Raw genomic sequence first — 22,591 nt, forward strand, 5'->3', positions numbered from 1 at the left:
TGTGGCATCCGGCACGGCTAAACAGCGGGTAATCCCGATAATAAGGATTACTATTCATGTGTAGCCCCCACTTTAGTACAGCCACCCCACAGCGGATTGTTGTGCCGTGGACACCGGAGCCTTAGCGGGCAATCACTTGGCAGAATACGGAAATACGAATTACGTTGAATACCATCAGCACGCCGCCAGAGCGAAAATTGTCAAGCACTTCTGGGGACAATGAGCGCAAACCTCGGCTATGGCTTTGGTCACAAGCGATTCTTGATTCACTGGCGTGGGTGGTGGCCCTGTCCCTGGCGGTGCTGCTGCGTTACGAGCTTGATGTCCATCTCATCAACTTCGCTGGGCTGGTCTTGCTACTGGTCGTGGCGATTGCCACCCAGTTGATTGCTGGCTGGTACATGGCCTTGTACCGGGGGCGCTACACGTTCGGCAGCATCCAGGAAGCACGCGTCCTGATTGCCGTGACGCTGGTGGTGGGCGTTGCGACGAGTATTTTCCTGTCCATTTTCATCAATGAGCTCCATGTTGCCCGCTCCGTTGCTGTCATAGCTTTTCCCTTTGCTGCCTTGACCATGGCGGCCATGCGCTACGCCAAGCGGCTCTACGTTGAGGGCAAGCCGATATTTGGTGAAGAAGCCCAAAAAACGTTGATCTACGGTGCCGGTTTCCTGGGAAATTCCCTGGTGACCCGCATGGTTCAGGACCCGGAGTCCCCGTATGTTCCCATGGGCTTGATCGACGACGACTACTCCAAGAAGCACCTCCGGCTCAGCTCCGTGGGCGTGCTGGGTGGCGGAGATGAACTCACCGACATCATCAAGCGCACCAAGTCCACCGTGCTGGTCCTGGCCATTGCCCACCTCAGCGCCAAGCGGATCCGCGAGATTTCAGACAGCGTTTCCGGCCTGGGCGTGAAGGTGCTGGTGCTGCCACCGCTGCAGGAAATGCTCAGCCCGGACAAAAACCGGGGCATAACGGGCGGCTTGACCGACTTCCGCGAAATTGACGTCGCGGACCTCATCGGCCGCACACCTGTGGAGACCCAAGTCGAGGAAATAGCGGGCTATGTGCGGGACAAGCGGGTGCTCGTCACAGGTGCCGGCGGCTCGATCGGATCCGAGCTGTGCCGCCAGTTGCACGGTTTCGACCCGGCTCAACTCATCATGCTTGACCGCGATGAATCCGGGCTTCAGCACACACAACTTTCCATCGTGGGCCACGGCCTGCTGGATGACGCGAACATTGTGCTGGCGGACATCAGGGATGCGCAGGCGCTGCACCAGGTCTTTGCCTCGCACCGCCCGGAAGTCGTTTTCCACGCCGCCGCCCTCAAACACGCACCGCTGCTGCAGATGTACCCCCAGGAAGGGTGGAAGACCAACGTGGTCGGCTCCCTGAACGTGCTGCAGGCCGCACGCAGCGTTGACGTAGAGACCTTTGTCAACGTCTCCACAGACAAGGCAGCCAGCCCCACCACTGCCCTGGGCCACTCCAAGCGGGCGGCTGAAAAACTGACGTCCTGGATGGCGGGGGAGACGGGCAGGCGCTACGTCTCAGTTCGCTTTGGCAATGTCATTGGCAGCCGCGGCTCCATGCTTCCGCTGTTCACCGACCAGATCAACCACGGCGGACCGGTCACTGTGACCCACCCCGACGTGACGCGTTTCTTCATGACCATTCCCGAAGCCTGCCAACTCGTCATCCAGGCCGGCGCCATTGGCCACGGCGGTGACGTCCTGATCCTGGACATGGGTGAGCCCGTGCGCATCATGGATGTTGCCGAGCGCATGATCGCCATGTCCGGCAAGGATATTGAGATTAAGATCACTGGCCTGCGCCCGTCCGAGAAGCTGCACGAACAGCTCACCGGCGAAGACGAAATCCAGGCCTCCGACGGCCATGCCAAAATTTCCCACACGCACGCCCGGCCACTGAGCCCGGCAGAGCTGAACCTGGACCTGTGGCTGCAACGGTGCCGCGATGAGGCCGGGCCCAATGCCCCTTCCATCGATGAATCCGACGGCGACGTCGCGGCAGGCGCCTGATGGAACTCTGGGCACAACTCACCGTAGGCGCTGTGGCGCTTGTCCTGGCCCTGTCACTGCCCCTGGTGGTGCGACCGTTGCTGGCCCGTGCCGGGGTTCTCGATGTCCCCAACGCACGGTCCTCCCACACCGTCCCCACCATCCGCGGCATGGGAATTACGACGGCGGTTGCCATCAGCGCTGCCGTGGCGGTAGCCATCTTTTTGCCCCAGTCGGGAACGGCACTGCATGGGGTTCTGACGCTGGTGGTGATTCTCGCCGTCGTACTTGCCGCTTCCACGATCGGCTGGCTGGAGGACATTCGCGGACTGTCGGTGAAGGTGCGGGCAGGTGTGCAGCTCCTGATCGGCGCGCTGGCGACGGCTTCAGTGGCCATCATTGACCCGGGCCAACAACAGTTGTGGCTGATTCCCGTAGGAGCGCTGGCTGTGGCAGCCTACGTCAATGTTGCCAACTTCATGGACGGCATCAATGGCATTTCAGGCACGCACGGACTGCTGGTCGGCGGCTTTTACGCCTATGCCGGGCTGATCACCGGGCATGCGTGGCTGGTTTACGCAGGAATTGCCATTGCGCTGGCCTTTGCCGGCTTCCTGCCGTGGAACTTGAGCCGCAACCGAGTGTTCCTGGGGGATGTGGGCAGTTATTTGCTGGGAGCTTCAATCTCCGTCACGGCCATGTCCGCGTTCTTGGTGGGAGTGCCGGTGGAGTACATCTTCTCACCCGTGCTGATTTACCTCACAGACACGTTTGTGACGTTCCTGCGCAGGCTCCTGGCTGGTGAGCGTTGGTACGTGGCCCACCGTCAGCACGTGTACCAGCGCTTGGTGATCGTGGGTCTGAGCCATGTGCAAGCCACGGCAGTGGTGTGTGTGGCGACCCTTGTGGTGAGCCTGCTGGGCATCGTTGCCGTCCAAGGTGGAGAGGTCATCCAGATAGTGGCCACGGCAGTGGGATTCGCCGTGGTACTAATCTATTTGCGCACTCCAACGCTGTTTCAAGGCTTTCTGCGCAAGCGGGGCCTGATGACTGGCGCGGGCGAATCCACTAGCGGAACTGCGCAGGAGCAGCAGAGCTAATGCAATGCTTCTTGGCTGAGCGTAAACATGAACTTCTATCTCGTGTAGAATTCCCTGTGGTGACGTTCACCTCCTCCGGCCTCAGCATGAGACCGGCCTCCTAAGATGACGGAGTTCCCATGAAGGACAAAAGCACCCACCCCGGTGCTGCGCCCGGCCATGTGGCCGCCGCGGGTCCCTCTGCCAGTCCCAGCTGGAACATCCTTAAAAAGTGTCTTCTGGTTGACGGCATTGCCGTTGTCATCTTGGCGGTGTTGGCATTCGTTTTCACGAATGCCGACGGTGTGCTCAGCGTATTGTTTGGTTCCCTGCTCGTCATGGCATTCTTCGGGCTGAGCTTGCTGGTTGGACATATTTTCAGCAAGCGAAAGCCACGTGCAGTCATCTCCATCTTTTTCATGACCTATTTTGTGAAAGTGGTGGGCTTTGCCGCCGTGCTTTTCGCGCTTGGCACACCGCCTTGGCTTAACAAGCCGTGGTTTCTGGCTGGTGCGGTGGTTTGTGTCCTTGTATGGCAGGGCACCGAAGTGGTCATTTTCAGCAAACAGCGTTTCCTGCTGTTTGACGATCCCGCCGAACCCAGTGACGGGAAGAAGCCGAAGGATACTTCCCCATGACGAACAAGTCGCCCGACGCCAACCAGCCCGATCATGTGGTGGTACCGCCCAAGGCCAATGCCGGAAAGCTGGACTACACATACATTATTGGCGGAATCCTGCTCTGGGGTTTGATAGGGTGGGGACTGGATAATTTGTTGCATTCTGGTTGGATTCTGTTCGCCTCCCTGCCCGTTGGGGCGGTTAGCGGGTATTTTCTGGCCCGGCACCATCAACGGCACAGTCGCCCTGATGATGCGGCGCAGTAATGATCTCCACCATCAGACTTTCTCACGGTGCTGACCATCTCTTGATGGGCCGCCACACTTGCCCTATGACCGAAACTGCAGAGAGGACAGCGCGTTGACCGCGTTTGCGCTTCCGATGGCCTCGAATGACGGTGGCTTCGTTCCACCGACGATTAGCGACACCCACCTCCCAGACATCTTCCCCTGGATGGCCGACTACGGCACTGGGTTTGGCAAGCAGATGGTCATGATCATCTTGTCGGTGATTTTGATCGTCTGGTTCTTCAAGGCCGCTATCCGAAATCCGAAACTGGTTCCAGGCCGGGTCCAGTTCTTTGCGGAAGGCTTCTATGCCTTCGCCCGCAACACCGTTGGCCGCGACATCATGGGTGAGAAGAATTTCCGCCCGTGGGTGCCGCTGCTGTTCTCGGTATTCCTGTTTGTGCTGTTGAACAACCTCTTTGGTGCTATTCCGTTCCTGCAGCTTCCCTCCTTCTCCCACGCAGGCAGCGCATATGCCATTGCCTTGATCATCTACTTCACGTGGATTTCAGTGGGCGTAAAGAAGTACGGCATCCGCTACTTCAAGCTGGCAGTAGTTCCAACGGGCGTGCCCGGCTGGATCCTTCCGCTGCTTGTGCCCTTGGAAATCATCTCCAACTTCATTGTTCGCCCGCTGACGCACTCCTTGCGTCTGATGGCAACAATGCTGGCCGGCCACATGATCGTGGCACTGGCAGGCAGTGGTGCCGCGTACTTGATCACGGAACAGGACAGCATTTTGCTCAACGCCACCGGCGTCGCAGTGATTGCCGGTTCCGTGGCCATGTACGGCTTGGAACTGTTGATCATGGTCCTGCAGGCATTTGTGTTCACGCTGCTGACCGCGATCTACATCCAGGGCAGCCTGGAAGCTGACGCGCACTAAACAGCTGTTCCCCGCAACACCCACAATTTTTCTCCACAAAAGAACCACCTCACAACCTGCCGGCACAACGCCGGTATCTTGAAAGGAACGAAATAATGCACGGCTCCCTTAATATGATTGGCTACGGCCTGGCAACAATCGGCTCGGCAATTGGCGTGGGCATGATCTTTGCTGCATACATCAACGGTGTGGCACGTCAGCCGGAAGCCCAGCGCATCCTGCAGCCCATCGCCCTGCTTGGCTTCGCCCTTGCAGAAGCACTGGCCATCCTGGCCCTGGTCTTCGCCTTCGTCGTCGGCGTCTAGTCCAAGGACTTTCTTGGCTCCGCCCTGCGGGGCTGAAATGTTCACGGACAAATATCAGATTAAGGATAAGTGAGAAATGATTACCGCAGAAGTAATCCTCGCTGCTAGTGAGGGTGCGAACCCGCTGATTCCCAACTGGTGGGAAATTCTAGTCACGGCTGTCGCTTTCGCTGTCCTGCTCTTTGTGGTGAAGAAATTCGTCGCACCAACCTTCGAGAAGTCATACACGGATCGTGTTGAAGCCATCGAGGGTGGGATCGAGAAGGCAGAAGAGGCTCAGGCCGAAGCTAATGCCCTCTTGGAGCAGTACAAGGCGCAACTGATGGACGCCCGCACGGAAGCCAATGGCATCCGCGAGGCCGCCCGTTCAGAAGGCGCAAACATCCTGGCCGACCTGAAGGCGAAGGCTGCAGAGGAATCTGCGCGCATCACCGCACAGGCGCAGGTTCAGATCGAAGCCGAGCGCGTAGCCGCAGTGAACTCCCTCCGCAACGAGGTTGGCACTTTGGCAACATCGCTGGCAAGCAAAATCGTGGGCGAAGCCCTCGACAACGATGCGCGTTCCAACCGCGTCGTTGACCGCTTCCTGGCAGATCTGGAAAACCAGGCGAACGCGGGTGTAACGAAGTAATGGCAGGTGTATCGAGCAAGTCATTGGAAGCGGCATTGGTGTCGTTGGAACCCAAGCTCGCAACAGCGACGACCGCATTGGCCCGGGACCTCTTTTCCATCTTGGAGCTTCTGGACAGCAACGCCGGGCTGCGCCGTGCTCTGACCGATCCCACTCGCGAGAGTGCGGCCAAGGCAGTCTTGGCGAGCCAGCTACTGACGGGAAAGGTCAGTGCGCAGGCACAGGCTATTTTCTTGGAGTTGGTTGCCGGGCGATGGGGCTCGGCACGTGACCTGGGCGATGCACTGGAAGTTTTGGCAGCAACATCGGCCATCGCAGTTGCTGAAGGTCAAGGTGGCGGCTCCGCCAACCTGGACAAGCTTGAAGAAGAACTCTTCGCGTTTATCCGGGTTGTTGGATCCAGCCACGATCTCCAGCGTGCTTTCGACGATCCACAGGCGTCGGCAGCAGCCAAGGGCGCTTTGGCGCAGAAGGTTGTTCCCGGAGCGAGTGAAGTCGGCGCACTGTTGGTCCGCCAAGCCGTTGCAGCCCCCCGTGGGCTCAAACCCACGGCCTTGGTGCAACGTTTCGTGGAGTTGGTTGCCAAACGCCAGCAGCGCTGGATTGCCTACGTCAGTGTCACTCGTGAACTGAGCGCAGAGCAACTCACCCGCCTGCAGGCCGGCCTGAACAATCTCTATGGTCGCGAATTGAAGATCAATGTCAGCATTGACCCGACATTAGTTGGCGGAATCAAGGTAGTTGTGGGAGACGAGGTTGTTGACGCAACCGCCGCCACCCGGCTGTCCGATCTTCGCCGCCGGTTGGCAGTGTAGGGAAACACTTAACGTTTCCTTACCCGCCAGTCCACAACAGACTGAATCAAACATTTCGGTTGCCGCACACACTTAGTGCGTACGGCACCACAACTTAGGAGAGCAGGGACTGCAGATGGCCGACTTGACCATCAATGCCGACGACGTCCGCAATGCCTTGAATGAGTTCGCAGCGTCCTATGAACCGGGCAACGCGGAGCGCGTCGAGGTTGGCCGCGTCACGGCGGCGAGTGACGGCATTGCCAAGGTGGAGGGTCTTCCCTCCGTCATGGCCAACGAACTTCTTCGTTTCGAAGATGGCACACTGGGCTTGGCCCAGAACCTGGACACTCGCGAGATCGGTGTGGTTGTCCTTGGCGACTTCGGCGGCATCGCTGAGGGCCAGCAGGTTCACCGCACAGGGGAGATCCTCTCCGTGCCGGTGGGCGACAACTTCCTTGGCCGTGTCGTTGACCCGCTGGGTCAGCCGATTGACGACCTGGGCGAGATCGAAGCCGAAGGCCGCCGTGCCCTGGAAACCCAGGCCCCGGGCGTCACCGAACGCAAGTCGGTTCACGAACCGCTGCAGACCGGTATGAAGGCCATCGACGCCATGATCCCGATCGGCCGCGGCCAGCGTCAGCTGATCATTGGTGACCGCCAAACGGGCAAGACCGCCCTGGCCGTGGATGCCATCATCAACCAGAAGGCCAACTGGGCTTCAGGGGATGTCAAAAAGCAGGTTCGTTGCGTGTACGTGGCAATCGGCCAGAAGGCATCCACCATTGCTGCCGTCCGCCAGACTTTGGCAGATCACGGCGCATTGGAATACACCACCATTGTGGCTTCCCCGGCGTCTGACCCGGCTGGCTTCAAGTACCTGGCTCCCTACGCAGGTTCGGCCATCGGCCAGCACTGGATGTACGGTGGCAAGCACGTTTTGATCGTGTTTGATGACCTGTCCAAGCAGGCTGAAGCATACCGTGCCGTTTCATTGCTGCTGCGCCGCCCGCCGGGCCGCGAGGCATACCCCGGTGACGTGTTCTACTTGCACTCGCGCCTGCTGGAACGTTGTGCGAAGCTCTCCGACGAACTCGGTGCTGGTTCAATGACTGGTCTGCCGATCATTGAAACCAAAGCCAATGACGTCTCAGCGTTCATTCCGACCAACGTCATCTCCATCACTGACGGCCAGATCTTCTTGCAGTCGGACCTCTTCAACGCCAACCAGCGCCCCGCCGTTGATGTCGGTGTCTCGGTTTCCCGTGTTGGTGGTGCTGCGCAGGTCAAGTCCATGAAGAAGGTTGCCGGTACCTTGAAGCTGGAATTGGCCCAGTACCGCGACATGCAGGCTTTTGCCATGTTTGCCTCGGACCTCGATGCCGCCTCCAAGCAGCAGCTGACCCGTGGTGCACGATTGATGGAACTGCTCAAGCAGGGACAGTACGCTCCTTTCCCGGTCGAGAACCAGGTTGTTTCAATCTGGATGGGCACCAACGGCTACCTGGACAACGTCCCGGTAGAAGACGTTCGCCGCTTTGAGACCGAGTTCCTTGAGCACTTGCGCATGCGCACGTCGGTTCTGACCACACTGGCTGAAACCAACAAGCTCGAAGACTCGACCGTGGAAGCGCTGAAGACCAACATTGTTGACTTCAAGCAGGGCTTCTTCGCGGAAGGCGATGACCGTTTGGTTGGCGCCGGACACGAAGAATTCGACGCGCTTGCCGCTGAAGATGTTGACCAGGAAAAGATCGTCAAGCAGAAACGCTGACACCATCCCTGAGACGGGTTGTTGGCCCGTAAAGGGCCAACAACCCGAACAAGGATAAGGAAAGGACAAACATGGGAGCCCAGATTCGGGTCTACCGCCAGAAGATCGCCTCGACCACGTCGATGCAAAAGATCTTCAAGGCGATGGAACTGATCGCTACGTCCCGTATTGGAAAGGCACGCCAGCGTGTCGCGGCATCCTTGCCGTACTCCAATGCGATCACCCGTGCCGTTTCTGCCGTCGCGTCTCAGTCCGAGGTCAACCACCCGCTGACAACCGAACCGGATAACATCCGTCGGGCTGCAGTATTGGTGATGACTTCCGACCGTGGTCTCGCCGGAGCCTACTCCGCCAGCGTTTTGAAGCAGGCAGAGCACCTTATTGAATTGCTGCACGGAGAAGGAAAAGACGTCACGACCTACTTGGTCGGCCGCAAGGCGCAGGCGTACTTTGATTTCCGCGGCCGCGATTACGCGAAGGTATGGACCGGTGGAACTGACGCGCCGGAATTTGAAACTGCACGTGAACTTCGGAAGACTTTGCTGGCGGATTTTGCAACCGACTTTGACGAGGGCGGCGTGGATGAAATCCACGTTGTATACACCCAGTTCAAGTCGATGGTTGTCCAGGAGCCTGCTGTCATTCGTCTGCTGCCGCTGGAAGTTGTTGAGGAAGAAGTTGAATCTTCATCCGATCTGCTTCCGCTGTATGACTTCGAGCCGAAGCCTGAGGACGTCCTGGACGCCCTGCTGCCGCGGTACATCGAAGCACGCATCTTTGCCGCTCTGTTGCAGGCCGCTGCTTCTGAGCTCGCTGCACGCCAGCGGGCCATGAAGTCGGCAGGGGACAACGCCAACGATTTGATCAAGAAGTACACGCGTCTTCGTAATAATGCCCGGCAGGCTGAAATTACGCAGGAGCTCTCCGAGATTGTTGCGGGCGCTGACGCTCTCAATGCCTCTTAGCAGCCCAATTCATACTTATTCAATGCCATCCACACAAGTGAAGTGAGAGAGATGACTGCCCAACTCAACGAGCAGGGAACCGCAGCGAAGGTCGGTGCCGTAGGTCGCATCGCGCGCGTTATCGGCCCGGTTGTCGACGTCGAATTCCCGGCTGACGGCCTTCCCGCCATGTACAATGCACTCACCACCGAGGTAACCCTCAACGGTGAGACCAAAACCATCACCTTCGAAACCAGCCAGCACCTCGGTGACGGCCTGGTCCGTGCCATCTCGCTGCAGGCAACCGACGGACTTGTCCGCGGCACTGCCGTGCAGGACCTCGGTGCACCCATCACCGTACCTGTGGGCGATGGCGTCAAGGGCCACATCTTCAACGTTCTGGGCCAGCCCCTCGACGTGACGGAAGCGGAACTGGACTACTCAGAGCGCTGGTCGATCCACCGCAAACCCCCGGCATTTGCCAGCCTTGAGGGCTCCACGGAGATGCTCGAGACCGGTATCAAGTCCATTGACTTGCTGACCCCCTACATCAAGGGTGGAAAGATCGGCCTGTTCGGTGGCGCCGGTGTGGGCAAGACGGTGCTGATTCAGGAAATGATCACCCGTGTGGCCCGCAACTTCGGTGGTACCTCGGTATTCGCCGGTGTTGGCGAGCGTACCCGTGAAGGTAACGACCTTTGGGTTGAAATGGAAGAGGCCGGTGTTCTCAAGGACACCGCACTAGTCTTCGGCCAGATGGATGAGCCGCCGGGAACGCGTCTGCGCGTTGCCTTGTCAGCTTTGACCATGGCAGAGTACTTCCGCGACGTGCAGAACCAGGACGTGTTGCTCTTCATCGACAACATCTTCCGTTTCACACAGGCCGGTTCCGAGGTTTCCACACTGTTGGGCCGTATGCCTTCAGCCGTGGGTTACCAGCCCAACCTCGCCGATGAGATGGGTCTCCTCCAGGAGCGCATCACCTCGACCAAGGGTCACTCGATCACCTCGATGCAGGCCGTCTATGTACCTGCTGATGACTACACCGACCCGGCCCCGGCAGCGACCTTCGCCCACTTGGATGCGACCACGGAACTTTCCCGTGAAATCGCTTCACGTGGCCTTTACCCGGCCATCGATCCGTTGACGTCCACCTCACGCATCCTCGACCCGCAGTACGTCGGTCAGGCGCACTACGACACCGCTGTGCGTGTGAAGCAGATCCTGCAGAAGAACAAGGAACTGCAGGACATCATCGCCATTCTCGGCATCGACGAACTTGCTGAAGAGGACAAGGTCGTTGTGTCGCGTGCTCGCCGCATCCAGCAGTTCCTGTCGCAGAATACCTACACGGCCAAGCAGTTCACCGGCCTCGACGGTTCAACGGTTTCCATCGCGGACACCATTGAGGGCTTCAATGCGATCTGCGACGGCGACGTGGACCACATTGCCGAGCAGGCGTTCTTCAACATTGGTGGCTTGGATGATGTTGAGCGCCAGTGGGCCAAGATCCAGGAATCGACGAAGTAAGCATGGCTAACCTCGAAGTTGAAATCGTAGCGGCGGACCATTTTGTTTGGTCCGGTGCAGCGACCCTTGTCAAGGGTTTCACCAGCGAGGGTGAGATCGGCATTCTGCCCGGTCACACCCCGTTGCTCGCGGTTTTGGCGCCGGGCTTGCTGGAGATTGCCCCCGTGGACGGATCCCGCTTCTTTGTTGAAGTGGACGGTGGCTTCTTCTCGGTTGACAGCAACCGCGTCGTGATCGTTGCTGACAATGCGCAGTTGAAGGACGGCGCAACGTCTGGCGCTGGGATTAGCTAGAAGTTATTTTGATGAACGATCTCAATGTGCCGTTCATCGTGCTTGCAGGTGCTTTCCTGCTGGTTGTTATTGCACTGTGCTTGTTCGGGGTGCGCCGCCTGATGTTGCGGCGCGCCCTGGGCACGGTGGATGCTTCCATTTCAACAGCGAACAACCGCTGGGCCATGGGGGTTTGTCGTTATCAGGAGTCTGACCTTGAATGGGTCAGGCTCCTTTCCTTAAGCCCCTTGCCCACGAAAACCATGCGGCGGAGCAAGATCGAGTTGGTGGGTCGACGCGAGCCGACGGAAGCTGAACGGGTCCGTGTTCCGCCCGGTGTGGTCATCGTGATGCTGACCTATGAGGGCCGTGACGTCCTCTTGGCCATGAAGTTTGGTGCCTATGCCGGGCTTTCCTCCTGGCTTGAGGCAGGCCCACCCATCGGCGTGGGCACTTGGCGTTGACACTCCCCGGTCAGCCCGGCTGACTCCCTGCCGGTTCCCTGCTGAGTCCCAGCGGGCAGCGTTATTATCACTGTGCCCGGGCCGCTTCGCGCCAAGGTTTCCTTCCAAGAGTGCGGCAACTGCGTGAACTGGATCCATGACCTGAACCTTCTCAACGGGCCGCTGCCCATCACGTTCGGACTGTTGGGCGCCGTGTCGCTCGCCTACCTGCTGGTGCGCCGCTCGCGGCGGTGGTGGCTGTTTGCCGCTGTCAGTGCCGTTGCGTCGCTGCTCATCAGCTACGCAGCGAGCTGGGCTGTCATCCACGTGCTGTTCTGGTGGCCGGAGGACCTGCCCTCCGCCGTCTTTCTGAACGTGGCGCTGATTCTGTGGGCGCTGTCATTGGGAGGCACGACGGCGCTGGCGGGATTGCGCCACCGCGGCGGCCCGGCCTCGGGCTCCAGGGCAGAGACGGGCCGGAGCAACAGGTCTCGCACAAGCAGGCGCCGCCGCCTCCTCGCCGTGCCAACCGCTGCCGCGATTTTGGCCGTGGCGGGGCTGCAGGTCAACGCCGCCTTCGGCGAGTTTCCCACGGTGGGCAGCCTGCTGGCCCCTCCATCGGCGGTTTCCACCGCCCCGCCTCCAGTTGAGCAGCTGGCGGCAGCCGAGCGCTTCATGATCACCCCGGTTTCGCAGCGATGGCATGCCCGTGCAGGCCAGCCGGAGAAGGGCACCGTGCTCTCAGTTCCCATTCCAGGGAAGAAGTCGGGCTTCAAGGCACGTGACGCAATTGTGTATTTGCCACCTGCCTACCATTCGGCCGCACGACCGGTACTTCCAGTTCTTGTTCTGGTCAGCGGTCAGCCTGGTTCGCCAGAGTCCTGGTTGCGTTCCACAGCACTGGTGGCCGACCTTAATGCCTACGCGGCAGCCCATCAGGGCCTGGCTCCGCTGGTGGTAATCCCCGACCCCAATGGCAGCGAACAGGGCAACACCATGTGTATGGATACAAGCCTGGGCCGCGCTGATACGTATATGGCCACGGATGTCCCGGCTTGGATTAAAACGAACCTGGATGCCGACACGAACCCTGCGCACTGGGCAGTGGGTGGCTTCTCCTTTGGCGGGACCTGCTCCCTGCAAATGGTCACACGCCACCCCGACACCTTCGAGACGTTCATGGCCATCTCCCCTGAGCGTGAACCTGCTCTGGCCAGCAAGCGTTCCGTGACGGTGGAACGTGCATTCCACGGCGATGCTGCTGCGTTCGATGCGCTGGTGCCACTGACGTTGCTGGCGCAGAAATCATACCCGCACATTCATGGCTGGTTTGCCTCTGGAAGCGGGGATGCAACGTATTCTGCCAACGTGAAAGTCCTGCAGCAAGCGGCTCGTAAAGCGGGCATGACGACGCAGAGCGTGGAGTTCCCGGGCGGGCACTCCTGGTCCGTGGCCAGTGCCGCAATGCCGCGGGGATTTAACTTTATGTTTCCCAGATTGGGCTTGCCATGACAATGGGCTCTGCCGTGTCAACCGAGGCAGCGAAGCCGTCCGCTGCTGCAACCTCGATGCGGGTGATTGGTGCCTGGCTGCGCCGTGCGCCATTTAGTGCCACCCTTATGGCGGCGAGCCTTGCTGTGCACATCGTGGCCAGCGGGCTTTTAGGGCGTCTGCCAAGGGACGCGGCCGGGCGGTGGGGATTCCAGTCCACGGACTTGCTGGACGGTCACTGGTGGAATGTGTTCACAACTGTGTTCATGAGCACCAACACCGCCTCCATGCTCCTCGGCGTGGCCGTGCTGGGAGCCGTTTTGGGTTTGGCAGAATCTACTGTCGGAACAATACGCACGGCCGTACTTTTCAGCGTAATCCAGGGTGGCGCCGTCGTACTTTATACAGTGGTGCTTGGCCTCGGAAACTGGGCGGGAGTCGACTGGCCCACCGGCATGGGGCAGGCCACCTTGTTGGGGCCCTTTGCCGCGTCCGCGGGGACATTGATGGCCGCCAGCCAGGCCATCAGCTTGCTGTGGCGCCGGCGTTTGCGCGTGTTGGTGCTTGCCGCCTCGATCATGCTGACCATGTATGTGGGCCACGCCCAGCACTTATTCATTTTGCTGGCCGCCGTTGTGGGCCTATTCCTTGGCCTCGCACTGATCAAGTCAGTGGGGCCCGGGATGACCGGGCGGTCCACAAGCAAGGAAGTGCGCACCATTCTGGCGATCGTGGTGGCCGTCTTTGCGGTGGGCCCGTTCGCTGCAGCAGTGGCACACGTGGCGGTGGGTCCGCTGGCCGTCATGCGGGCCTGGATCACGAACCAGGATCCGACCCTGGCACAATGGGAGGGCAGCTGCACGGCGAACGCTGCCGCCTGCCACACGATGGTCCACAACCTTGGCCTGATGGGTCCGGGCGGGCACCTGCTGGCGCTCATGCCGATGGTGTTGCTGCTGGTCTGCGCCGAGGGGCTGCGCCGGGGCAACAGGCTCGCGTTGTGGGCTGCGGTGTACATCCATGTGGTGATTGGCGTGGTCTCGGCATTTTATTTTCAAGTGTTTTCCGGGATCGGCCTGCCCTTGCGCCGCGGGCACCGTATCTTGAGCATCAACGAATCCGTGGGGGAGCTGTTACCCGTGGTGTTGGCGCCGTTGTTGATAGCCACACTGTTGGTGGTTTTCCGGCGGCACTTCAGAATTGACCCGGACCCGGTGCTGCGGCGCCGTTCACTCGTTTTCCTGCCGTTGCTGCTGGTGGCCTTTGTGGCGCTGTACGCCGTGGCGTGGCTGGCAGGCGGAAACGCACAAAATCCGCTGGGATGGGCTGAGCTGGTTGCGGGGATTCCCAGGATCGTACTGCCGTTTCCGTTTCCCTTCAGCTATGCTGCCAACGTCTATCCGCATGGCTTTGCTGCCGAACTGCTCTTTAGCTTCGGTGGGCCTGTCCTGTGGGCGCTCAGCGCGGCCAGCATTTTGGCCGTATTTCTCTCCCGCCGCCAGATCAGTGGGGCAGACCGTCGGGACAAGGCGCTGTCGCTGGTCCGGTTGGGCGGGGATTCCTTGTCATGGATGGCCGGCTGGGCCAACAACCAGTACTGGTTCAACGCGGCAGGCACGGCCGGGGTGGCGTACCAAATTCACAACGGCGTGGCTGTCACAGTGGGTGGACCGGTAGGTCTGCCAGAGGAGCAAGAGGCGGCCGTCAACGGATTCGTGGATTTCTGCACTGATGAATCGTTGACGCCCTGCTTCTATTCGGTGGGCGAGCAAACTGCCAGGTGCTTGGAACCGCATGGCTGGCGTCGCATTGCGGTGGCTGCTGAAACGCTGCTGGATGTGCAGACCATGGATTTCAAGGGTCGCAACTGGCAAAACGTGCGCACCGCAGTGAACAAGGCAAAAAAACTGGGTGTAACGGCACTCTGGTGCAGCTACGAGGAGTTGACCATCGGTCAGCGCACGCAGGTCAACGAAATTTCCGAAGACTGGGTTTCCGGACAGGCACTGCCGGAGCTCGGCTTTACCCTGGGAGGTCTGGCTGAGCTCAAAGATAACAACGTCCAGCTATGCCTGGCCATTGACGAGGACGGGCGCATCCATGCCGTGACAAGCTGGCTTCCGGTGTTTTCCAACGGTGAAGTGGTCAGCTGGACCCTCGATTTCATGCGCCGCAATTCGGGGGCGTTCAGCGGGGTGATGGAGTATCTCATTGCCCAGGCCGTCCTGCACTTTGCCGCCACGGTTGAGTGTATTTCACTCTCGGGTTCCCCACTGGCCGCAGGCGCCGAAGCGGAGGGCCCGTTGGGGAAGATGCTGGCGCTGTTGGCCCGGACCCTGGAACCGTTGTACGGTTTTTCTTCGCTGGCCAATTTTAAGCAGCGCTTCCAGCCCCGTCACAGCACCCTGTACATGGTGTATCAGGACCCGCTGTCGCTACCTGCCATGGGCCGCGCCATCGCCGAGGCCTACCTGCCCAACATTTCAGTCCACGCGCTGGCCAAACTGCTGCGCAAGTAGCGCAGACAACAGTCAAGGCAACAGGCCCCACGCACCAAGTGTGGGGGCCTGTTGGCAAAACTGCAGGCTTCTGTGCCTGCTTCTCCTTCAGCTGCTAGCTCAGCCAGACTCCGGAACGCATGACGCGCTGGAGGGCAAGGTCGGCGTCGACAATGAGGACGTCCGCCCGCAGGCCGCGACGCAGCGCACCGACCTCATCCGTCAGTCCAAGGACAGCGGCTGGGACCGCGGTGGCGGACTTCAAGGCGTCGGCGAACTTCACGCCGGCGGCCGTGGTGCGACGAAGCACGTCAAGCAACGTGGCCGTCCCGCCGGCAATTGATCCGGTGGCGTCGAGTGTGGCAACGCCGTTGGAGACCGTGACGGGGGAGGGCCCCAGCATGTACTGGCCATCTGCCAGACCCGCGGCAGCCATGGAGTCGGTGACCAGAACGATGTTCTCCGCCCCAACGAGCTCAAAAACGGTTTTCACCGTTTCCGGGTCAAGGTGGGTGTTGTCAGCCACAAGCTCGACGGCGGCGTGTCCGGCGCTGGCGATGCGAAGGCAAGCGGCTACGGGGCCGGGGGAACGGTGGTGCATCGGCGGCATGCCGTTGAACAGGTGCGTGACTGTGGGGCGGCCGGAAGTGCCGCCGAACCCGGTGGAATCCAGACCCTCCCGTGCTTGTTCCAAGGACTCTGCAGCGGTGACGGTGTCGCAGTTCGTGTGGCCCACCGAGGGGGTGATGCCGTGAGCGGTGAGCAGGTCGACCAGCTCCGCCGCGCCGGGCAGTTCGGGAGCATACGTCATGGTGGTGATGGTGCCGCGGCCTGCCTCGATGAGTGTGGACGTCAACTCGAGATCCGGTTCCAGCAGGAAGGCCGGGTTTTGCGCCCCGCACCGGGCGTGCGACAGGAACGGTCCCTCCAGGTGGATGCCTGCAACCAAGCCCTCGTCCGCCAACTCGGCGAAAACGTCTATGCCCTTGAGCAGGTCAGCTGGTGCGGCGGTCACCATGCTGGCAAGCAGCGTGGTGGTGCCTGCGCGGTGCAGGAAGTCAATGGCCGTGCGGGCTGAAGCCTCATCACCACTGGGGAAATCCCCGCCATTGCCGCCGTGGGTGTGGATGTCCACAAGTCCGGGCAGGATACGCTGACCGGCAGGAAGGGAGATGATATTGGCGGCATCGACATCGCCCTGCTCAAAACCAGGTTCATCAAAGTGGTCGGCACGTCCCGCATACACAATCCTGTCACCGTCAATAGCGAGCAGGCCGCCCTCGACCACGCCGTGGTCAGTGGCAATGGCGCCGTGGAGAAGGAACTTTGTGGACACGGGGGCGGGGCTTGGATCAGTCATGCAGCAAGTCTAGCCAAGAAGCATCCTCGGATGCTTGGCATGGCTGCCTAGAACAGTCGTGAGGCGCTGTCATCCACTCCGCGCATGGCGTCGTAGTCGAGAGTTTTGCACTCAATGCCGCGGTCTGCGGCAAGTGTCTTGGCCTGTGGCTTGATCTGCTGGGCGGCAAAAATACCGCGCACAGGTGCCAAGAGCGGGTCGCGGTTGAGTAACTCCAAGTACCGCGTGAGCTGTTCGACGCCGTCAATGTCGCCGCGGCGTTTGAGTTCAATGGCCACGGTGGCGCCAACTGCGTCGCGGGCCAGGATGTCAACGGGGCCAATGGCGGTGAAGTATTCGCGCCGGATCAAGGTGAAGCCCGAGCCCAGCAGTTCGATCTGGGCGGCCAGGAGGCGTTGGAGGTCGGCCTCGACGCCGTCCTTGATGAGGCCCGGATCGGTGCCAAGGTCATGGCTGGCATCGCTGATGCGTTCGTAGATGTTGATGATCAACTTGTCGTCCTGTTTGGTGGACTGCACCACCCATTGCTCCACCACCCCGTCCTCGAGCTCGGTGTCCGCGGCAGCCACAGTGCGCAGCGTGGCGGGTGGGCTCATCCAGTTCAACGGCTTGTAGGAGCCGCCGTCGGAGTGCACCAAAACTGAACCGTCGGCCTTGACCAGCAGCAGCCTGACGGCGAGGGGAAGATGGGCTTTGAGGCGTCCGACGTAGTCGACGGAGCACTTGGCTATCACTAAACGCACGCCCTCCACTCTAGCCGTTTGCGTTCTCGGCTGCGCCGCACCACCTGCGCGTGTGCGGCACAATAGAGGAATGCCCCGCTCCAACCGCCCACGCCGCAGCCATGGCTCTGCAGCCCGCAACTCCAAATGGACGCGGGGAACTGCACAGAACGACGACGACGATCTGAACCGGACGCGTATGGGCATCCCCACCACCGAGGCGGCTCCCGACGGTGTGTGGGCGGTGCGAAGCATCAGTGCCGGGAACGCCCAAAAGGTGTACAGCTGTCCGGGGTGCAACCATCAGGTCATGCCCGGCGTAGCGCACCTTGTGGTCTGGCAGGAGGACGCACTTTTCGGTAAAGAGGCTGGTTTGCGTGAGCGGCGGCACTGGCACACTAATTGTTGGCAGGGACGCCGCTATCGTTACAAATAGCTTGGCAGCCCAGACCCCCGGTAGTCTTGAAACCATGGTTTTTGATCCTTCCTCTCTTGACTACGTTGACGACGGCGCCCCGGTTGCCGTCCGTGCCGCGACCATCCTGCCTGCAGTGCGGGAGAACGTTGAGCTGCGGACCTCCGACGGCCTGACCCTGGTGGGGGAACTGGCCATGCCCGCCGACGGGGTGGTTCGGGCCACGTTGATCACGTTCCACCCATTGCCCACCCATGGCGGTTTCATGGACTCGCACGTGTACAAGAAGGCGTCCTACCGTCTGCCTGCCCTGGCCGGCATTGCCGTGCTGCGCTTCAACACCCGCGGCACCAGCTCTCCCCGTGGGACAAGCGAAGGCACCTTTGAAAATGGGGTGGGGGAGCGTCTGGACGTGGAAGCTGCAGTGCAGTTTGCCGTTGACCGTGGGATGCCCAACCGTTGGTTGCTGGGCTGGTCCTTCGGCACCGAACTGGTGCTGAAGTACGGTGCCATCGCTCCTGCTGCTGGCGCCATCGAAGGTGCCGTGCTGCTGTCCCCGCCCCTGCACAGTGCCCAGGATGCCGACTTGGACGCCTGGGCTGCCTATGGCAAGCCCCTGACGGTGCTTGTCCCGGAGTTCGACGACTACCTGCAGCCGGACGCCGCAAGAGCGCGCTTCTCCAGGATCCCGCAGGCCAAGTTGGTGGCCGTTGCCGGGGCAAAGCACCTGTGGGTAGGGGAGAAATACGCGGCTAGGGCGTTGGACGAAATTTCCACCACCGTGCTCGGTACACCTGTAGAACTGCCCACTGAATGGCGCGGCCCGGTGGCAACGCTGCCAGCCTAGTCGTGCTGGTCTAAACTGGCTGGCTCGGGCTGCACATCAGTTTTTGTCTTGGCGGGCTATGTACACTTCCTTGACCAGAAGCATGACGGCGGCTGCCGTGGGAATGGCGATCAGGGCACCCAGGACGCCCAAGAGGCTGCCGCCGGCAATTACTGAGATCACGGCGACGGCACCGGGCACGGCCACTGCCTTTTGCATGATGCGCGGCGAGATGAAGTACGCCTCAAACTGCAGGTAGGCAAAGTAACAGATGGCGTAGATGAGGGCAGTCTGCCATCCGGCCGTCAAGCTGACCGCGATGACCACAATGGCGGCGATCATGCCGCCGACCAGCGGAATAAAGGCCAGCAGTGCCACGACAAAGGCCAGCAGCACGCTGAACGGGACGCCCAAAATGGACATGAGAATGAAGGCAAAGGTGGCATTCAGCACTGCAACGCACACCTGCCCAATCACGTAGTTGCCCACGCCCCGGGTGATTTCCTCGCTGAGTTCCTCGACGCGAGCCCTGCGTGATCGAGGTGCCAGACGATAGCCCCACGCCTTGAGGGATGGGAGCGACGCCAGAAAGTACAGGCTCAGCACAAGGACAATCAGGGTGCCAAAAAGACCATTGGCAATGGTTGAGCCCACACCGAGCACGCCACCAAAGATTCCTCCAACTGCCTGCGCATCCTGGAAGAACTTGGCAACCTGTTCATTGACGGTATCAAGGACGTGGTACTGCCCATCCACCTGCTTGAACAAGTCCGAGTTCAGGAAGTCCTTGATCCAGATGGGGGCATTGGTCGCCAGTTGTGTGGTCTGGGAAATGATGGTGGGGATGAGCGTTGCAAAGAAGATTGCCACCACGGCCAACAAAGCCAGCAGCACCAGAACGATGCCCAGCGGGCGCGGAACTTTGCGCTTCTCCAGCCAACGTACCACGGGATCCAAACCGAGCGCGATGAACAGCGCCGTGACTATCCACAGCACCAATGACTGGGTGTTGGCCAGGATGTAGCTTAGAAACAAAGCAATGCCGACACCCACAGTGCCCATGAAGCCTAAATATATGGGGTGGCGGAACATGCTGGCAGCCGTTGCTGGCTCGGAGGCGCCCGGCAGTGTGCTGTCTACAGCTATCCCCGGTTCCTCGGGAATGTCAAAGCGGACGCGCGGCTGGGCTCCTGGAATGGGGTGGGCCAGCTTCTTGAGCGCCCATCCACGCCAGCCCTTGGGCTGGCGGCCGGCTGCGACATGGTCTGTGGCGGTGGCTGTTGTACCGGACGCGTCAGTGCTACGTGCCTTCGAGTCATGCGCTGCGGTATTTGCCGGCGTTGTCCCAGCCGTGTTTTCTGCACTGGAGACAGCGGAAGAACCGGCCTGGAATTCTGGGGAGCCAGGCTGGGCCTCGGGGTCACTGCCAGTTGCACTTTGTTCTGCTGGGGAACTCACGATTTTTTGCTTTCGGTTAAGGGAGGGCATCGGTCGTAGCCTTCAACTCTTAATAGTGAGTCGAGAGTATCAGCGAGGCACGGGCGACACTATGAGCCACGGTTGACTAAACGTGAGAAATGTCAAAGACGAATGACCTATTGATAACGGTTCGGTTACCCTTGAAACATCGACCACAGCAGTGTTCCGCCGATGTTAGGTAGTATCTTGCGTTTAAAAATTGCAATCGTTCTGGCTGTATTAGGCCTTTTGGTGTTGGGAACTGGCATTGGCCAGCGCACCATTTGGCTCCCGCCCGCCACGCTCACGGCCGCCGTTTCCCCTGACGTCAAGGCGGCGCCATTGACAGTTATTGGCTCCGATCTACTGAAGACCCGGGACGGTCGGTTCACACTGACGGTGAAGAACGATGGCCCCATCCAGCTGGCCGTGGCCCGCGCAGATGACATCACTGGATGGATTGCTGATGCCGCCTACACTCGCATTGGCGCGGCGGGTGACGACTTTAAGGCCCTGTCAGCCGAGAGTGTTGCAGGTGCTGAAACAGTGCCCAACCCAAGTGGTTCAGACATGTGGGTCAGCGAGGAAAAGGGTACCGGCGAGCTGACTTACACGTGGCAGGCCCCCGGCCACGGAGATTGGGAACTGCTTCTGTCTTCCGATGGCAAGGCTCCCGCTCCCACCAATATCTCCATCACTGTGGATAACAACGCTGGAACGCCTTGGGCTGTGCCGTTGATGGTTATCGGTTCGGCACTGCTGGCCTTGGCCGCCCTGTTGTTCTTCATGGCACCGCGGAAGTCCAAGGTTGCAGATGCGTCCGGTGGACGACGCGCCGCCGGACGGACCGCAACTGACCCTGCCACCGCTGATGCGAAGCCTGACTCCAAAGATGACTCCGGTGATGATGCAGGCCCACGTGGCGACGACACCCCCTCGAAAAATACCGCAGGCACTGCCTCGAGCCCTGCAAAGGACTCGGCTAAGGCCGCCGAAAAGAAGGACGGCAAGATGAAGTTCGCCGCCGTATCTGCACAATCACCCCGACAAGTACGAACTGTGAGGAATAGCGTGAAGGCCCGATGGGGTGCCGTCTTGGCCACCGCGCTGCTGGCCGGAGGCATGAGCCCGGCTGTCGCCGCCGATACAACCACTCCTGCCCCCACACCCAGCGCCAGTACAGCTGCCACAACCGGCGCAGCTGCCACAACCGACGCAGCAACGCCCAGCGCGATGGCTTCAGCTGCTCCGGCCACGGCCGGGTTCCCGAACCTGCTGGACAGTCAGGTGGAGCACATCGCTGCTGCAGTGGCTGCAGTGGTGGCTTCCGGGGACAACGCCAAGAACGCCAAGGAATTGGCGCCCCGAGTTGCAGGCATGGCGTTGAACGTCCGCACGGCAAACTATAAGATCCGTACCAAGGTGGAAAAGCAAGCCGCCGTTGAGCCGGTGTCTGCAACGAAGCTGTTGGCGCGGGTTGTCACCACCAACCGGACCTGGCCGCGTTCGGCCATGCTCGTCACACAGGGGAAAGACAATTCTCTGCCCCAGCTGCTGACTCTTGTTCAGGCCAGTCCGCGGGAAAACTACAAGCTGATCCACGCGACGCCGCTTTTGCCCGGTCAGACGTTCCCCACGGTGGACAAGGAAGGAACCGAGGCTGTGGCACTTGATTCCGCCACAGACCTGAAAATGAGCCCGAAAGCGGCGATTTCCGCACTGAGTGACCGGCTGACGAATACTGACAGCAAGTTCAAGGACTCCTTCAACGACAGCGTGTACATCAGCAGTGTCCTTGACCTGCAGAAAAAGGTTGTTGCTGATGCGAAGGACGCCATGAACGTGTTCAGCCACAAGGGAGACCTTGGCTCGGCGTTGGCCATGCGCACTGCCGACGGCGGCGCCATGGTTGTAGTAGGAAACGACTTCGCCATAGGTGCTACGAGCAAGAAAGCAGCCACATTGACAGTCGGTGCGGACGCTGCCGTGTTCACTGGAGGCACGGAAACCACCAAGGGGTTCACACTGCACTACGCAGAACCAGTGGTCATGTACGTCCCACCCACCGGCGGTCCTGCCAAGATCACGGTTCTCTCAGCCACCAGAAGTCTGGTTGGCGGGTCGTTCAAGTAACAGGCAGCTCCTTACCTGGCAGCTAGTGGGGGTCTTGGGGCTCAACGACTTAGTCCACATGATCCCCATCCCTCGCAGTCCCATTGTTTCGCCCGC

General features: G+C 60.3%; 21 protein-coding genes. 18 read left to right on the forward strand and 3 right to left on the reverse strand.

From position 1 onward, the window contains the following. Positions 1-278 precede the first annotated feature (278 nt). The 15 genes from JMA46_RS04555 (at position 279) to JMA46_RS17590 (ending at position 15,602) form a co-directional block, all read left to right on the forward strand. Complete coding sequence (locus tag JMA46_RS04555) at positions 279-2,048, forward strand: nucleoside-diphosphate sugar epimerase/dehydratase (protein WP_348770057.1); 1,770 nt, start codon at positions 279-281, stop codon at positions 2,046-2,048. Continuing rightward, complete coding sequence (locus JMA46_RS04560; protein ID WP_207344105.1) at positions 2,048-3,127, forward strand: glycosyltransferase family 4 protein; 1,080 nt, start codon at positions 2,048-2,050, stop codon at positions 3,125-3,127. The genes JMA46_RS04555 and JMA46_RS04560 overlap by 1 nt, the downstream gene beginning before the upstream one ends. A 119-nt stretch (positions 3,128-3,246) precedes the next feature. Further along, a complete protein-coding gene (locus JMA46_RS04565; protein ID WP_207344106.1) occupies positions 3,247-3,744 on the forward strand; it encodes an ATP synthase subunit I in 498 nt (165 codons plus the stop codon). Continuing rightward, a complete protein-coding gene (locus JMA46_RS04570; protein ID WP_207344107.1) occupies positions 3,741-3,992 on the forward strand; it encodes a hypothetical protein in 252 nt (83 codons plus the stop codon). Before JMA46_RS04565 ends, JMA46_RS04570 begins: the two co-directional genes overlap by 4 nt. Before the next feature lie 94 nt (positions 3,993-4,086). Beyond that, positions 4,087-4,899 (forward strand): F0F1 ATP synthase subunit A, encoded by an 813-nt coding sequence (gene atpB / locus JMA46_RS04575; protein WP_247647046.1) that lies wholly within the window; start codon positions 4,087-4,089, stop codon positions 4,897-4,899. A 95-nt stretch (positions 4,900-4,994) separates the two neighbouring features. After that, entirely contained in the window at positions 4,995-5,204 is a 210-nt protein-coding gene (locus tag JMA46_RS04580; RefSeq protein WP_207344108.1) for a F0F1 ATP synthase subunit C, read from the forward strand. A gap of 76 nt (positions 5,205-5,280) precedes the next feature. Continuing rightward, positions 5,281-5,835 carry a F0F1 ATP synthase subunit B gene (locus tag JMA46_RS04585; protein WP_207344109.1) on the forward strand — a complete coding sequence of 185 codons (555 nt, stop codon included), beginning with the start codon at positions 5,281-5,283 and terminating at the stop codon, positions 5,833-5,835. Further along, positions 5,835-6,650 (forward strand): F0F1 ATP synthase subunit delta, encoded by an 816-nt coding sequence (locus JMA46_RS04590; protein WP_207344110.1) that lies wholly within the window; start codon positions 5,835-5,837, stop codon positions 6,648-6,650. Before JMA46_RS04585 ends, JMA46_RS04590 begins: the two co-directional genes overlap by 1 nt. Before the next feature lie 115 nt (positions 6,651-6,765). After that, entirely contained in the window at positions 6,766-8,403 is a 1,638-nt protein-coding gene (gene atpA / locus JMA46_RS04595) for a F0F1 ATP synthase subunit alpha (RefSeq protein WP_207344111.1), read from the forward strand. A gap of 71 nt (positions 8,404-8,474) precedes the next feature. Further along, entirely contained in the window at positions 8,475-9,368 is an 894-nt protein-coding gene (locus JMA46_RS04600; RefSeq protein ID WP_207344112.1) for a F0F1 ATP synthase subunit gamma, read from the forward strand. A 51-nt stretch (positions 9,369-9,419) separates the two neighbouring features. Continuing rightward, positions 9,420-10,877: a F0F1 ATP synthase subunit beta gene (gene atpD / locus JMA46_RS04605; RefSeq protein WP_207344113.1), complete on the forward strand. Its 1,458-nt coding sequence runs from the start codon at positions 9,420-9,422 to the stop codon at positions 10,875-10,877. Between the two features lie 2 nt (positions 10,878-10,879). Next, positions 10,880-11,170 (forward strand): F0F1 ATP synthase subunit epsilon, encoded by a 291-nt coding sequence (locus tag JMA46_RS04610; RefSeq protein ID WP_207344114.1) that lies wholly within the window; start codon positions 10,880-10,882, stop codon positions 11,168-11,170. A gap of 11 nt (positions 11,171-11,181) precedes the next feature. Continuing rightward, a complete protein-coding gene (locus tag JMA46_RS04615) occupies positions 11,182-11,613 on the forward strand; it encodes a DUF2550 domain-containing protein (protein WP_207344115.1) in 432 nt (143 codons plus the stop codon). 123 nt (positions 11,614-11,736) lie between these two features. Beyond that, positions 11,737-13,104, forward strand: a complete 1,368-nt coding sequence (locus JMA46_RS17585; protein WP_207344116.1) for an alpha/beta hydrolase-fold protein — start codon at positions 11,737-11,739, stop codon at positions 13,102-13,104. A gap of 14 nt (positions 13,105-13,118) precedes the next feature. Continuing rightward, on the forward strand, positions 13,119-15,602 hold the full coding sequence (locus JMA46_RS17590; RefSeq protein WP_207344117.1) for a DUF2156 domain-containing protein: 2,484 nt from the start codon (positions 13,119-13,121) through the stop codon (positions 15,600-15,602). A gap of 94 nt (positions 15,603-15,696) precedes the next feature. Here the strand turns inward: JMA46_RS17590 and JMA46_RS04630 are convergent, their stop codons facing one another. Both JMA46_RS04630 and nucS read right to left on the reverse strand, forming a co-directional pair. Further along, entirely contained in the window at positions 15,697-16,941 is a 1,245-nt protein-coding gene (locus JMA46_RS04630) for an amidohydrolase family protein (protein ID WP_207344118.1), read from the reverse strand. Between the two features lie 47 nt (positions 16,942-16,988). Next, positions 16,989-17,684 carry an endonuclease NucS gene (gene nucS, locus JMA46_RS04635; RefSeq protein ID WP_207344119.1) on the reverse strand — a complete coding sequence of 232 codons (696 nt, stop codon included), beginning with the start codon at positions 17,682-17,684 and terminating at the stop codon, positions 16,989-16,991. Between the two features lie 70 nt (positions 17,685-17,754). Here nucS and JMA46_RS04640 point away from each other — a divergent pair, with 70 nt between their 5' ends. Continuing rightward, the gene (locus tag JMA46_RS04640) at positions 17,755-18,099 is read left to right on the forward strand and encodes an ATP/GTP-binding protein (RefSeq protein WP_207344120.1); all 345 of its coding nucleotides are present in this window, start codon (positions 17,755-17,757) and stop codon (positions 18,097-18,099) included. A gap of 34 nt (positions 18,100-18,133) precedes the next feature. Continuing rightward, positions 18,134-18,925, forward strand: coding sequence for an alpha/beta hydrolase (locus tag JMA46_RS04645; RefSeq protein WP_207344121.1), 792 nt, complete (start codon positions 18,134-18,136; stop codon positions 18,923-18,925). A 36-nt stretch (positions 18,926-18,961) separates the two neighbouring features. On the opposite strand, the gene JMA46_RS04650 is transcribed toward JMA46_RS04645, so the two are convergent. Then, positions 18,962-20,113 carry an AI-2E family transporter gene (locus JMA46_RS04650; RefSeq protein WP_247647057.1) on the reverse strand — a complete coding sequence of 384 codons (1,152 nt, stop codon included), beginning with the start codon at positions 20,111-20,113 and terminating at the stop codon, positions 18,962-18,964. A 456-nt stretch (positions 20,114-20,569) separates the two neighbouring features. Between JMA46_RS04650 and JMA46_RS04655 the strand changes: the two genes are divergently transcribed. Next, positions 20,570-22,495: a hypothetical protein gene (locus JMA46_RS04655; protein WP_207344123.1), complete on the forward strand. Its 1,926-nt coding sequence runs from the start codon at positions 20,570-20,572 to the stop codon at positions 22,493-22,495. The last annotated feature ends 96 nt before the right edge of the window (positions 22,496-22,591 follow it).

This window comes from Arthrobacter sp. E3, assembly GCF_017353415.1.
Lineage (GTDB): Bacteria > Actinomycetota > Actinomycetes > Actinomycetales > Micrococcaceae > Specibacter.

Coding starts and splice junctions, on each gene's coding strand:
- JMA46_RS04565 (WP_207344106.1), top strand. CDS start 3,247: ATGAAGGACAAAAGCACCCACCCCGGTGCTGCGCCCGGCCATGTGGCC.
- JMA46_RS04600 (WP_207344112.1), top strand. CDS start 8,475: ATGGGAGCCCAGATTCGGGTCTACCGCCAGAAGATCGCCTCGACCACG.
- JMA46_RS04580 (WP_207344108.1), top strand. CDS start 4,995: ATGCACGGCTCCCTTAATATGATTGGCTACGGCCTGGCAACAATCGGC.
- JMA46_RS04610 (WP_207344114.1), top strand. CDS start 10,880: ATGGCTAACCTCGAAGTTGAAATCGTAGCGGCGGACCATTTTGTTTGG.
- JMA46_RS04560 (WP_207344105.1), top strand. CDS start 2,048: ATGGAACTCTGGGCACAACTCACCGTAGGCGCTGTGGCGCTTGTCCTG.
- JMA46_RS04585 (WP_207344109.1), top strand. CDS start 5,281: ATGATTACCGCAGAAGTAATCCTCGCTGCTAGTGAGGGTGCGAACCCG.
- JMA46_RS04630 (WP_207344118.1), bottom strand. CDS start 16,941: ATGACTGATCCAAGCCCCGCCCCCGTGTCCACAAAGTTCCTTCTCCAC.
- JMA46_RS04615 (WP_207344115.1), top strand. CDS start 11,182: ATGAACGATCTCAATGTGCCGTTCATCGTGCTTGCAGGTGCTTTCCTG.
- JMA46_RS04570 (WP_207344107.1), top strand. CDS start 3,741: ATGACGAACAAGTCGCCCGACGCCAACCAGCCCGATCATGTGGTGGTA.
- atpA (WP_207344111.1), top strand. CDS start 6,766: ATGGCCGACTTGACCATCAATGCCGACGACGTCCGCAATGCCTTGAAT.
- JMA46_RS04645 (WP_207344121.1), top strand. CDS start 18,134: ATGGTTTTTGATCCTTCCTCTCTTGACTACGTTGACGACGGCGCCCCG.
- atpD (WP_207344113.1), top strand. CDS start 9,420: ATGACTGCCCAACTCAACGAGCAGGGAACCGCAGCGAAGGTCGGTGCC.
- JMA46_RS04640 (WP_207344120.1), top strand. CDS start 17,755: ATGCCCCGCTCCAACCGCCCACGCCGCAGCCATGGCTCTGCAGCCCGC.
- JMA46_RS04590 (WP_207344110.1), top strand. CDS start 5,835: ATGGCAGGTGTATCGAGCAAGTCATTGGAAGCGGCATTGGTGTCGTTG.